The organism is Desmospora profundinema (assembly GCF_031454155.1).
Lineage (GTDB): Bacteria > Bacillota > Bacilli > Thermoactinomycetales > DSM-45169 > Desmospora > Desmospora profundinema.
On sequence record NZ_JAVDQG010000003.1, the window covers coordinates 318,815 to 331,124 of the forward strand.

At 55.1% G+C, this 12,310-nt stretch carries 14 protein-coding genes; all 14 read left to right on the forward strand.

Annotated features, from left to right (window positions below):
* Positions 1–35 precede the first annotated feature (35 nt).
* The 14 genes from JOE21_RS07875 (at position 36) to rapZ (ending at position 12,305) form a co-directional block, all read left to right on the forward strand.
* Positions 36–1,226: an ATP phosphoribosyltransferase regulatory subunit gene (locus JOE21_RS07875; protein ID WP_309864562.1), complete on the forward strand. Its 1,191-nt coding sequence runs from the start codon at positions 36–38 to the stop codon at positions 1,224–1,226.
* On the forward strand, positions 1,219–1,869 hold the full coding sequence (hisG, locus tag JOE21_RS07880; RefSeq protein ID WP_309864564.1) for an ATP phosphoribosyltransferase: 651 nt from the start codon (positions 1,219–1,221) through the stop codon (positions 1,867–1,869). The genes JOE21_RS07875 and hisG overlap by 8 nt, the downstream gene beginning before the upstream one ends.
* Entirely contained in the window at positions 1,869–3,149 is a 1,281-nt protein-coding gene (gene hisD / locus JOE21_RS07885) for a histidinol dehydrogenase (RefSeq protein WP_374709340.1), read from the forward strand. The genes hisG and hisD overlap by 1 nt, the downstream gene beginning before the upstream one ends.
* Positions 3,142–3,732, forward strand: a complete 591-nt coding sequence (hisB, locus tag JOE21_RS07890; RefSeq protein WP_309864570.1) for an imidazoleglycerol-phosphate dehydratase HisB — start codon at positions 3,142–3,144, stop codon at positions 3,730–3,732. Before hisD ends, hisB begins: the two co-directional genes overlap by 8 nt.
* Entirely contained in the window at positions 3,732–4,346 is a 615-nt protein-coding gene (gene hisH / locus JOE21_RS07895; RefSeq protein WP_309864573.1) for an imidazole glycerol phosphate synthase subunit HisH, read from the forward strand. The genes hisB and hisH overlap by 1 nt, the downstream gene beginning before the upstream one ends.
* The gene (hisA, locus tag JOE21_RS07900; protein WP_309864575.1) at positions 4,343–5,086 is read left to right on the forward strand and encodes a 1-(5-phosphoribosyl)-5-[(5-phosphoribosylamino)methylideneamino]imidazole-4-carboxamide isomerase; all 744 of its coding nucleotides are present in this window, start codon (positions 4,343–4,345) and stop codon (positions 5,084–5,086) included. Before hisH ends, hisA begins: the two co-directional genes overlap by 4 nt.
* A complete protein-coding gene (gene hisF, locus JOE21_RS07905) occupies positions 5,083–5,841 on the forward strand; it encodes an imidazole glycerol phosphate synthase subunit HisF (protein WP_309864577.1) in 759 nt (252 codons plus the stop codon). Before hisA ends, hisF begins: the two co-directional genes overlap by 4 nt.
* A complete protein-coding gene (gene hisIE / locus JOE21_RS07910) occupies positions 5,838–6,482 on the forward strand; it encodes a bifunctional phosphoribosyl-AMP cyclohydrolase/phosphoribosyl-ATP diphosphatase HisIE (protein ID WP_309864579.1) in 645 nt (214 codons plus the stop codon). Before hisF ends, hisIE begins: the two co-directional genes overlap by 4 nt.
* 260 nt (positions 6,483–6,742) lie before the next feature.
* Complete coding sequence (locus tag JOE21_RS07915) at positions 6,743–8,473, forward strand: tetratricopeptide repeat protein (protein ID WP_309864581.1); 1,731 nt, start codon at positions 6,743–6,745, stop codon at positions 8,471–8,473.
* A gap of 54 nt (positions 8,474–8,527) precedes the next feature.
* Positions 8,528–8,860 carry a thioredoxin family protein gene (locus JOE21_RS07920; protein ID WP_309864583.1) on the forward strand — a complete coding sequence of 111 codons (333 nt, stop codon included), beginning with the start codon at positions 8,528–8,530 and terminating at the stop codon, positions 8,858–8,860.
* A 252-nt stretch (positions 8,861–9,112) separates the two neighbouring features.
* On the forward strand, positions 9,113–9,574 hold the full coding sequence (locus JOE21_RS07925; RefSeq protein ID WP_309864585.1) for a CBS domain-containing protein: 462 nt from the start codon (positions 9,113–9,115) through the stop codon (positions 9,572–9,574).
* Between the two features lie 219 nt (positions 9,575–9,793).
* Complete coding sequence (locus JOE21_RS07930) at positions 9,794–10,318, forward strand: NUDIX hydrolase (RefSeq protein ID WP_309864589.1); 525 nt, start codon at positions 9,794–9,796, stop codon at positions 10,316–10,318.
* A gap of 33 nt (positions 10,319–10,351) precedes the next feature.
* On the forward strand, positions 10,352–11,308 hold the full coding sequence (locus tag JOE21_RS07935; RefSeq protein ID WP_309864591.1) for an ROK family glucokinase: 957 nt from the start codon (positions 10,352–10,354) through the stop codon (positions 11,306–11,308).
* Between the two features lie 115 nt (positions 11,309–11,423).
* Positions 11,424–12,305 carry an RNase adapter RapZ gene (gene rapZ, locus JOE21_RS07940; RefSeq protein WP_309864593.1) on the forward strand — a complete coding sequence of 294 codons (882 nt, stop codon included), beginning with the start codon at positions 11,424–11,426 and terminating at the stop codon, positions 12,303–12,305.
* Positions 12,306–12,310 lie beyond the last annotated feature (5 nt).

Sequence of the window (12,310 nt, forward strand, 5' to 3'; positions counted from 1 at the left end):
ATTAGCAAACTAAAGTGTTTTGGGAGTGGAGTGTGATGGGTAAGCCGCGCGAATTTGAAAAACCGATGGGTGTCCGTGATTTTCTGCCGGAGATGGCCTGCAAAAAACAGTGGGTGGAACGACAGGTGGAGGAACGGTTTTCGGCCTGGGGTTACCAGGAAGTGATCACCCCCACGTTGGAGTTTTACGACACGGTCGGCGGTGCCAGCGCCATCGATGAGGATAAACTGTTCAAGTTGCTGGACGGACAAGGAAAGACTCTGGTTCTTCGTCCCGATCAGACAGCCCCCATCGCCCGGGTGGTTGCTTCGCTGATGAGGGAGGTCTCTCTGCCGATCCGGTTGTTTTACCATGCCAATGTGTTTCGAGCCCAGGAGAGGGAGGCGGGCCGGAGCGCGGAATTTTTTCAATCCGGGGTCGAGTTGGTAGGGGATGATTCCCCTGAAGCGGATGCCGAGGTGTTGGCTTTGGCGGTGGAATCGCTTCAGGCATGCGATGTCGGGTCGATTCAACTGGCGATCGGGCACATCGGACTGCTGGACGCACTCCTGATGGAACAGTTAAACGACCGTCAGACGGCAGAAGAACTTCGTGAATGCTTGGGAAGGCGCAATCTGGTGGAGTACAGCACCCGTGTCGCCTCTCTGGAATTGAGTGAGGAACGAAAAGCGCGCTTGCTGTCGGTCTTAAACCGTCGCGGGGACGACCGTGTTCTCCACCTTTGGAAAGAGACGGAAAGTCCCCGGGTGCGGGAGATGATCGCCCATTTGGAAGCCGTCTGGGAAGCGCTTCGCGACTGGGGGATGGACCGCTTCATGGTGTTGGATCTCAGTCTGGTGGGAAGCTTGGATTATTATACCGGACTTTATTTTGAAGGATACGGTGCGGCCAGCTACTACTTGTTAAGCGGAGGGCGCTATGATCGATTATTGAACCGGTTTGACCGTCCCGCACCCGCCCGCGGGTTTGCGTTGAAGACCGACCGGCTGATTATGGCCAGCAGAGGGACCGGTACGAAAAAAGAACGAATCACCCTCACCTACGATCGGACCAATCGAAAACAGGCCTTTCAAGAAGCGGAACGGCTGCGCAAGCAGGGAAAAGCTGTCACGTTACGACTGGTGGAAGGGTCAAGCCCGGTGGCGATTCATAGCGATGCCGGGGAAGACAGTGGCCGGGTTGAGACTTGTGCGGCGATGCAGGAGGAGGTGGGGGAGAATGGATGAAGGGGAAAAGTTGGTCGTTGCGATGCCCAAGGGGCGCATCTTTGAGGAGGCGCTTGTTTTATTGCGGGAATCCGGTTTGTCGGTTCCGGCGGATTTGGCGACGGACTCCCGCAAGTTGACCGTGGAAGTTCCGGAAGAAGGACTCTCTTTTCTTATGGTGAAACCGATGGATGTACCCACTTATGTGGAGCACGGGGTGGCCGATTTGGGTGTGGTGGGCAAAGATGTGCTGATGGAGGAAGAGCGGGATGTGTATGAACTGTTGGACCTTGGGATCAGTCCCTGCCGCATTTCGGTGGCGGGGACCCGCGACTGGAAGCCGGTGCTCAATCCCAAAGTAGCATCCAAATATCCCCGTATTGCGGATCGCTACTTCCGTGAAAAAGGACAGCAGGTGGAAGTGATCCATCTGAATGGTTCCGTGGAGCTGGCCCCTTTGATCGGGCTGGCGGACCGAATCGTGGATATTGTCTCAACGGGGCGAACCCTGCAGGAAAACGGACTGGTGGAATTGGAAGAAATCGCCCCGATCACATCCCGTCTCATCGCCAACCGGGCCAGTTATCGATTAAAGAGCACCGCTGTAAATGGGATGGCGGAACGGATGTCCCGTGTGGTCCACAAGAAGGAGGTGCCGTTATGATCCCGATTGTTCAGGCGGATGAGCTGGACACCCGGCGCCGTCAGGATACCGGGACGTCGGAAGAGGAGCAGATGGTTGCGGGCATCCTCCGTCGTGTTCAGGATGAAGGGGATGCAGCGTTACGGGAGTACACCCGCCGCTTCGACCGGGTGGACATCGCGCAGCCGCTGGTATCCGATGCGGAAGTGGAGGAAGCGTACACCCGGGTGGATCCCGCTTTTGTGGAGGCACTGCGGAAGGCGGCGGAACAGATTGACGCCTATCATCAGCGGCAGAAGCGGCAATCCTGGATCGACACCGGTGAAGACGGTACCGTACTGGGACAGCTGGTTCGCCCGTTGGAGCGGGTGGGCGTCTATGTGCCGGGGGGAAGGGCGGCTTATCCTTCCACTGTTCTGATGACGGTGATCCCCGCCCGGGTGGCCGGAGTCGAAGAAATAGTGATTACCACACCTCCACAGGCGGACGGCCGTGTTTACGCCCCCACACTGGTGGCGGCCCGGGAAGCGGGGGTGACCCGCATATGTAAGGCGGGTGGCGCCCAGGCCATTGCCGCTCTGGCTTCCGGGACGGAAACGATTCCTCGGGTGGATAAGATTTGCGGACCCGGAAACCGCTATGTGGCATTAGCCAAGCGGTTGGTGTATGGACGGGTGGATATCGATATGATTGCGGGGCCCAGCGAGATTGTGGTCGTCGCCGATGATTCGGCCAAACCGGCATGGGTGGCAGCCGATTTGTTGTCACAGGCGGAACATGATCCGCTGGCATCCGCCGTTTTGCTCACCCCGTCACGGGCATTGGCCGATGCCGTGGCGAACGAGTTGTCCCAGCAGTGCAGCCGGTTGGAACGAAGCGAGATTGCCGCCCAATCCCTGCGGGACCATGGGGCCATCGCCGTCACCGCCGATTTGGAGGAAGCACTGAATACGGCGAACCGGCTGGCACCGGAACATCTGGAATTGATGGTGGAGGATCCTTGGGCGTGGGTGGGCAAAGTAAAACATGCCGGTGCCCTGTTCCTGGGGCCGTGGAGCCCCGAGGCGCTGGGCGATTACGTAGCCGGTCCCAGCCATGTGCTGCCTACCAACGGAACGGCCCGTTTTTCCTCTCCGCTGGGAGTGGATGATTTCATCAAAAAAACGAGCCTGATCGCTGCCAGCCGCCAAGCCCTTTTACGGGATGGTCCGGCGGTGGAGATCCTGGCTGAAGCGGAAGGATTGACCGCACACGCGGCATCGATCCGAGTACGGATGGACAAGGAGGACCCCCATGTCTGAACGCCATTCACGAGTGGAACGAGAGACCAAAGAAACGCAAATTCGACTGTCCCTGGACTGGGACGGTTCCGGGGAAACCCGTTTGGATACCGGCGTTCCCTTTTTGGAACATATGCTCGACCTTTTGGCCAAACACGGATTGTTCAATCTGGAGGTGGAAGCCAAAGGGGATTGGGAGATCGACGACCATCACACGGTGGAGGATATCGCGATCTGCCTGGGACGCGCCATTCGGGAAGCCCTGGGTGACAAAAAGGGCATTCGCCGTTACGGACAGGCGTGGGTGCCGATGGATGACGCCTTGGGTCAGGTCATCGTCGATCTGTCCAATCGACCGCATCTGGAGTTCCGCGCCCAATTTCCCCAGGCAAAAGTGGGCAACTTCGATACCGAATTGATCCATGAATTTTTCTGGAAATTGGCTCTGGAGGCACGTATCAATTTGCATGTGATCCTCCATTACGGAAGAAATACGCACCATATGATCGAGTCCTTGTTCAAGGCGCTGGGCCGTGCACTTGACCAGGCGGGGGAACGGGACCCGAGAGTGTCCGGCGTTCCGTCATCCAAGGGGGTGCTGTAATGATCGCGGTGATCGACTACGGGATGGGCAACCTCTACAGTGTGAGTCACGCATTGGAAAAAATGGGCCATTCCTGTCGCATCGTCTCCCAACCGGAAGAGGTACGAAAGGCAGACGGATTGATCCTTCCGGGTGTCGGGGCCTTTGGCGATGCGATGCTGGAGTTGAAAAAAAGGGGACTGGTGGAGGCAATCCGGGAAACGGCCAGAGAGAAACCGCTTCTGGGCATTTGCCTCGGCATGCAGCTTTTGTTCACTTCCAGTGACGAGCATGGATACCACCAGGGACTCAACTTGCTGGCCGGACACGCAAAGCGGCTGGAGGGGGACATCAACATTCCCCACATGGGATGGAACGGGCTTCGTTTTGCGGGTCCGCATCCGCTGTTGAAAGGCGTGGAAGAAGGATGCGTCTATTTTGTCCACTCCTATCACGTCATTCCCGACAACCCGGAAGATATCCTGGCAGTGACCGATTACCACCAGACAGTGACGGCCATCGTGGGGCGGAATCATTTGTTTGGAATGCAGTTTCATCCGGAAAAAAGCGGAAAAGTGGGGCAGCGGCTTTTGGAAAACTTCGCGAACCTATGCCGGGAAGGAGTGGGCGTATGACGTTCACCCTGTATCCGGCGATCGATCTCAGAGGGGGGCGGTGCGTCCGCCTCTTTCAAGGGGATTATGATCAAGAAACCGTTTATGACAACGATCCGGTGGCGGTGGCTCGCCGCTTTGCCGGTCAAGGTGCCTTGTGGCTGCACGTGGTGGACCTGGACGCCGCTCGCACCGGAGAGCCGGTCAACATGGAAGTGATTCGCAAGATGGTTCGTGCCGTCGACTGTCCGGTTCAGGTGGGAGGTGGCGTTCGTGGGATGGAACGTCTCCAGCAATTATTGGACGCCGGAGTACAACGGGTGGTGATCGGCTCTGCCGCTGTGGACAATCCTTCGTTTGTAAAGGAGGCGCTGGGCCGCTACGGTGACCGGATCGCCCTGGGATTGGATGCGCGGGATGGGATGGTGGCCACCCATGGGTGGCTGGATACCTCCGATGTTCCTGCGGAACGTCTGGCTAAGGAAATGGTGGCTTTGGGAGCGGAAACCTTCATCTTTACCGATATTGCCAGGGATGGAACCTTAACCGGCCCCAATGTAGAAGCGATCCGGTCGTTGGCACAGGTGACGGGGCGGGAGGTGATCGCTTCCGGCGGTGTTCGTACCAACGATGATCTGTCTGAGCTGGCCCGTTATCGCGACGAAGGAGTGGCGGGCGCCATCGTGGGCAAAGCGTTGTATACGGGAGCGGTTTGCTTAGATGAAGCGCTGCTGTCGGTGAAAAAGGAGGCGGGCTCATGATTACCAAGCGCATCATTCCCTGTCTCGATGTGAAGGATGGCCGCGTGGTGAAAGGGGTCTCCTTCGTTAATCTGCGGGATGCCGGCGATCCGGTGGAACTGGCCGCTCTGTACGATGAACAGGGAGCGGATGAACTGGTTTTTCTGGACATTTCCGCCTCCTTTGAGGGTCGGAAGACGATGGTGGAAGTGGTGAAACAGGCGGCGGGGACCTTAAGTATCCCCTTTACAGTGGGTGGCGGAATCGGATCGGTGGAGGATATGTTTCGGCTGCTGCGCGCAGGAGCGGATAAAACCTCGATTAATACCTCTGCCTTGGAGCGGCCCGGTTTGATCGAGGAGGGAGCCCGCCGTTTCGGCAGCCAGTGCATCGTCGTTGCGATCGATGCCCGGCTGGATCCGCAGTCCGGGGACTGGGAGGTGTTCAGCCACGGCGGACGCAAACCCACCGGTCGTAAAGCGGTAGATTGGGCCAAGGAGGCGGTCGAGCGGGGAGCGGGGGAAATTTTGCTGACCAGCATGGACCAAGATGGACAAAAATCCGGGTTCGACCTGGAATTGACCCGGGCAGTGGCATCGGCCGTACGGGTGCCGGTGATCGCCTCCGGCGGTGCAGGCAAGCGGGAACATTTCGTGGACGTGTTTGAACAGACTCCCGCCGACGCTGCCTTGGCCGCATCCATCTTTCACTATCGGGAAATCCCCCTTCCCGATCTGAAAACCTATTTGAAAGAGAAGGGGGTGTCGATCCGTTGACTCTATCCTTCGATCCGTCACAGGTCCGTTTTGATGAGAACGGCCTGGTCTCCGCCGTTGTGCAGGATGCGATCAGCAAGGAAGTGCTGACGTTGGCTTACATGAACGAGGCATCACTGAAAAAAACCTTGGAGACGGGTCAGACCTGGTTTTGGAGCCGCTCCCGTCAGGAACTGTGGCATAAAGGGGCGACTTCCGGCCATGTACAGAAAGTGGTCTCCCTCGCGCTGGATTGCGACGGGGATGCGCTTGTGGCGAGAGTGATTCCTGCCGGCCCTGCCTGTCATACCGGGAATTATTCCTGTTTTACAGAACCGGAGGCGAAATCATCCGATCGCTTTGCCATCCTGAATAGCTTGGAAAGGGTCATCGCTCGCCGGGAAGCGGAAAGGCCCGAAGGATCCTACACCACTTCCCTGTTTGAAGGCGGAGTGGACCGTATCCTTAAAAAGGTGGGAGAGGAAGCGACGGAAGTGGTGATTGCCGCCAAAAACCGATCCGGTGACGAACTTCGCTGGGAAAGCGCTGATCTTCTGTTCCATTGGTTGGTGCTGTTGCGGGAACAGGGGCTGTCCCTGGACGAAGTGTTGCGGGAGCTGGAGCAACGACACGGGCCCAAACCGACTGATTTTTCTCGTTGATGTCTATAAGCATCTCCTCTGGATATCCGTGGGATCAGCAGGGATTTTCGTACTTTCCTGCTGAATTAATAGGCGCATCGGACTTGGCCATTTGATTCCCTACTCACGTTTCCGTACAATGGAAGTGAATCGATCCATGTTGATCCATGGATGAACTTGGAGACCCTGATTCGCAAATCATGTCATCCGTTTAAGAGATGTGATATACTTTTTGCGAGTTGTACCAGTGGGTCGACTACCCGGATGGGGTGGGGATAACGATGAAACGATCGCAAGCGGATCAACCCAATCGAGATCAAGGACGGAAAGTGATCAGTCTTCGGATGGATGCAGGCTTTTTCTTTGAACGGGCGGTTCGTTCCCTGGATCGGTACCGCTATGATAAAGCCCTCAAATACTTTCGGTTGGCTGTGGAAAAAGAGCCGAACAACCCTGTCAACCAGTGCAATCTGGCGGGAATATTGTCGGAAATGGGACGTTTTGAAGAGTCAAACGAAGTATTGGAACGGATTCTGCAGGAGGTGGATCCCCATCTCCATGAATGCTATTTTTACATGGCCAACAACTGTGCAAACGTGGATGATTTTGAGAAGGCGGAAGAACTTTGTCTGCGTTACCTGGAAGAGGATCCCGCCGGCGAGTTTGCCGAAGAAGCCGAAGAAATGCTCGATATGCTGGCCTACGAGCTGGGTCGGCAGCCCCGTCGTCCAAAGGCGCAGCCGAGAAATGCCTCGTTGAGAAAACATGAGGAAGCACGAGACTGTTTGGAAGCCGGCCACTTCCTGCGTGCCACACGAATCCTGGAGGAACTGGTGGAGGAAGCACCCGACTTTCTAGCGGCCAGGAACAATCTGGCGTTGGCCCATTACTATACCGGTGAACTGGACCGGGCGGTGGACACTATCCGTGAGGTGCTGGAAAAGGATCCTCAAAACCTCCATGCGCTGTGCAACTGGGCTGTTCTATGCCAGCATCAAGGGGAGACAAAGCAGCGGGACCAATTGGTAGGGGTGCTGAAAAAGTGGGCTCCTTTTCACTTGGAACACACCATGAAGCTGGCCACCACCATGGGGGTTCTGGGGGAGCATCACGAAGCGTACCGGTTGTTCAGGCAGCTTCTGAAGCTGGATCCGGAACCGGATTCCAGTCTGTTTCATTATGCGGCGGCGGCTGCGTTTAACATCGGTGAATGGAACCAGGCACGCAAACATTGGCGGATGGCTCGTGATCTGGATCCGGAGTCGGAGGTGCCCCGTTTTTACCTGAATCAATTGGCGGAAACGGAAGGTTCACTCCAACGCTGGCCTTCTGTCAGCTACCATTATCAATTGCCGTTTGAAGAGCAATTGCTGCAGTTGGACCGGCAACAACAACGGGCGATTCCGGACCAGATCAAACAGAATCCCCTGATCCGCTCCTCGTTTTTCTGGGCACTCAACCATGGAGATCGGGAAACAAAGCTGCAAGTGTTACAAGTATTTGAGTGGATTCGGGATGGAGAAGTGGAAGAAGTGTTGCGGGGTTTCCTGATGAAGGAAGAAGAGGACGATGATCTGAAACGGGTGGCCTTGTATGTCTTGCGCGAAATCGGGGCATCCGCACCGTATCATGCCCGACTGGGCGGTCGGGAAGTGATGATCCAGCCAACCCAACTGGCACAAGAAATGCCGAAGTGGCTTCAGACCTGGCGCCAAGTGCTGGACTGTTGTCTCAAGCGGATGGCAGGGGAGTATGACCGGACGCAAATGAATGACGCCGAGATCATCTGGGCTGAATTTCTTCGACAACACCATTCCAATCTTCCTGCCATCCGCAAGATGGAAGGGTGGGCGGCCGCATTGGAATATGTAGTGGCCAAGTTGCACGGATTGTCTCTCACCTTGGAAAAGGCTGCCGGCAAACATGGTGTTTCCTCATCTACGGTAGGACGCCATGTCCGGGTGTTGGAAGAGGCTTGCCGGGTGTACCGCAACCAATCCCATTTTTCGTGAACAGGGGAAATGAGCGTCGGCAGAGGATCCCTGTCACGCCGGAAAGGGGACCCCATGAAGCAATTGGATTCAAACAGTTTCCACCCGTTTATAGAGAATGGATGGAAAGTGGTCGAATTTCGAGCGCAATGGTGTTTTGACTGCAAGCGAGTCGCCTATTCGCTGCCTGACTTGGAAGAGAAATATGTTTCGGTCTTTGAGATGGGAGAGCTGGATGTGGACGAGTCCCGTGCGATTCCGGAGGCTTACGGCGTGAAGGGAGTCCCTGCTTTTCTCATATTTCGCGACGGACGGGAAGTGGCACGGTTGATGAGCAAAGAGGCGAAAAGAGAAGAGAACATCGTTCGTTTTTTCAGCGAACAGTTTGAAGAAAGCCCCCTCGGATGAGGGGGTTTGGTCTTGCACCGAGAAGGGGATGGAACTGTTGGGAGGTTTCAAACAAAAATCGGTTCTCTTTTCGGCGGCTCTGCTGTAGACTGTTACTATGGGCAGTGTCCGTCACACATGCAAATTTGTTGTTATCTAGTGGACAATGGAATAAAAAGCCAAATGTCAGTGATGATTGTTTGCGGTAGGGATGCGAAACGAGCATGGATATCCGCGAGACCATGCGAAACAACACAAAGGGATGTTTGGAACATGTCTCATTCGATTTCACAACTGTTCTCCATGGAGGTCGCTTCCTTAGTGATTCCGGGGGATCAAGTAGTGACGGTGAAGCCGGACTGGTCCTTGGAACGTGCGTTGATCGTGTTGACGCGACGTGGATACGCCTCTGTCCCGGTCATTGACGATACGGGACGGGTCGAAGGGGTTATCAGCAAAACCAATATCTTAGATTTAATGTTGAAGAAAGAAGACTTCCAGCTTGGAAAACTCTCGAAGCGTTTTGTGCGTGATGCGATGAATCACAACCATTCCGCGATCCTGGCCAACTCCGTCTTTTCTTTTGCCTATGAGGTGTTGATTGATCGTCCCTATATTTCGATCATCGATGAAGACAATTGTTTTGTGGGGATTTTAACACGTAAAGTGATGATGGAAAAAGTAATAGAGCTTTTCCAACACGAGTTTATAGAGAAAATGGTGGAACGGCCTTAATCCATGCCCCTATTCCCCGGACAGGGGCATTCTCTTTGGGAAAATGATCGCGTCAAGGGTGGAGGTTCGTTGATTTTGGTATAATGGGATGGATCGGGCGCGGGCAGCTCGTTGCCCCGCCCTTTTTTGCCATCGAGTCCCTTGAAGGCATGTTTTTATATTGATTGTCAAACAATCCGGCAGGGGCCGTGTGGTTCCGTTGGGGTCAGGGGTGATACTATGCAGCGTGTCGCTAATTGCCTATTGACCGTACAGGGACAAATCCTGATGCTCAAAAAACCTCGTCGTGGGTGGTGGGTAGCCCCCGGGGGAAAAATGGAGGAAAAGGAAACCGTCAGAGAGACGGTTCTGCGAGAGTTTCAGGAGGAGACGGGTTTGGTGTTGGACGATCCCCGTCTCAGAGGTGTATTCACCATGGTGATGGAAGAGGATGAGTGTATATTCCAGGAATGGATGATGTTTGTGTTTCAAGCCGATCATTTTTCCGGTCAACTGCTGGAAACTTCAGCGGAGGGACAACTGGCATGGCATCCGATTCCAGCCTGTACCCATCTGCCGATGTCGCCGATGGATCGGCTGATCATTCAACAGTTGTTGCAAAACGGGGAAGTGGTGGACGGTCGTTTTGTTTATGATCGGGAAGAACGGCTGTTATCGCATCAACTTTCCGGTGCGGGGAGCCGGGGGCTTCCAACCGTTGACCCGGATACCGGGGTGGGGTATAGTCGAAACGAGCTTATCTGAATGAAATCAACGAGGAGAAAGGGAACGAGTTTCATGGCCAAACGTTACATCGGTATCGATCTCGGCGGAACCACCGTCAAGCTGGGGATCGTTGATGAAAACGGTGGACTTCTGTACAAAGCGGAAAAGCCAACCAGGGGCGAAGAAGGCCCCGAAGCCAGCTTAGCCCGGATCGCCGATCACGCCAGGGAACTGGCGGAAGCGATCGGCACACCTTGGTCGAATGTAGCTGGAGTGGGGATGGGATTACCCGGTTTCTTGGATCTCGAAAAAGGTGAGATTATCCGCTTGACCAATATTCCATGGGAACGAGTGCCGGTCCGATCCATGTTGGAAGCGGAACTGGGACTGCCTGTGGCCATAGACAATGATGCCAATGCCGCCGCATTGGGTGAAGCATGGAGCGGTGCAGGAGCAGGTTTTAACGACTTAATCTGCATCACGCTGGGAACCGGGGTGGGCGGCGGCATCATCGTCGGCGGACGTTTGGTTCACGGGCTCTCCGGAATGGCCGGGGAAATCGGACACATTCCTGTGGAGGCAGACGGGGTCCGGTGCGGGTGTGGACAACGGGGATGTTTGGAAACGATTTCTTCTGCAACAGGGATGACCCGCTTGGCCCGGGAAGGGTTAGCCCAAGGGCGGCACTCTGTTCTGGATGAGGCGGAAAAAAGAGGGGAGTTGACGACCCGGGAAATCTTCGCTGCGGCTAAGGATCAGGATGGGTTGGCCCTGGATGTGGTCGACCGGGCGACGGATGCGTTGGGGAGAGTGATGGCGATGTTATCCGTCGTCAACAACCCAGCCGCCTTTATCGTCGGAGGGGGGGTTTCCAGGGCTGGGGACGAGCTCTTTACGCCTCTTCGGCGATCCTATGCCAAACACACATTGGTCGAGGTGGCTAACGGGGTTCAGATTCTCCCTGCCCGGTTGGGCAATGATGCCGGTTTAATTGGGGCGGCTGGTTTGGTATGGAATAGAGGGTCTTGAAACAGGATGTGCCCCTTTAATCCCTATCCATCGAAAAACTAAAAGCAAAGTTCCCTGATGGAGCACTAGATTGAAGGGAAAGATAAAATAGAGGTAGGAAAGAGGGTGAGAGGAGATGGCTGCGGAACAAGAAAACCATATCGAGTTGATTGTGATCACGGGAATGTCGGGGGCGGGTAAGAGTGTGGCGGTGCAGAGTCTGGAGGACTTGGGCTTTTTTTGCATCGACAACTTGCCGCCCGTACTCCTGCCCAAACTGACGGACCTATTGGAACAATCCCGTGGAAAATTGAGCCGGGTCGCCTTGGTGATCGATCTTAGAGGGCGGGAATTTTTCTCCTCTCTGTTTGAATCCCTGGATACTTTGGAAAAGCATCATGGGATTCATTATCAAATCCTGTTCCTGGACGCGGAAGATCAAGTGTTGGTTCGCCGATACAAAGAGACCCGGCGGCGCCATCCGCTTTCTCCGGACGGGACGCCTCTTGATGGAATCCAGGCAGAACGGAAGCTGTTGGAGGGGATCAAAGGCAAGGCACATCAAATTATCAACACAAGTGATTGGAAGCCTTCTCAATTGAAGGAACGGATCGTAACCCGGTTTAATCAAGCGGAATCCAATCGCTTGGCGATCACCTTTTTGTCGTTCGGTTTTAAATACGGGGTTCCCATCGATGCAGACCTGATTTTTGATGTCCGTTTTCTGCCCAATCCCCATTATGTGGATTCGTTAAAACCCTTCACCGGTCAACACCCGGATGTTTATGAATATGTAATGAAATGGGGAGAAACAAAGCAGTTTCTCGAGCAGCTGAAAGGGATGCTCACCTTCCTCTTTCCTCATTACCAGCGGGAAGGAAAGACCAGCTTGGTGGTAGGAATCGGTTGTACCGGAGGCAAGCATCGCTCGGTTGCGATTGTAGAGACCCTGAACCAAGTTTTCCGGGAAAAGGAGCAGACACGCGCGGCGCACCGGGACATGGAGAAGAACGGCTGAACCGA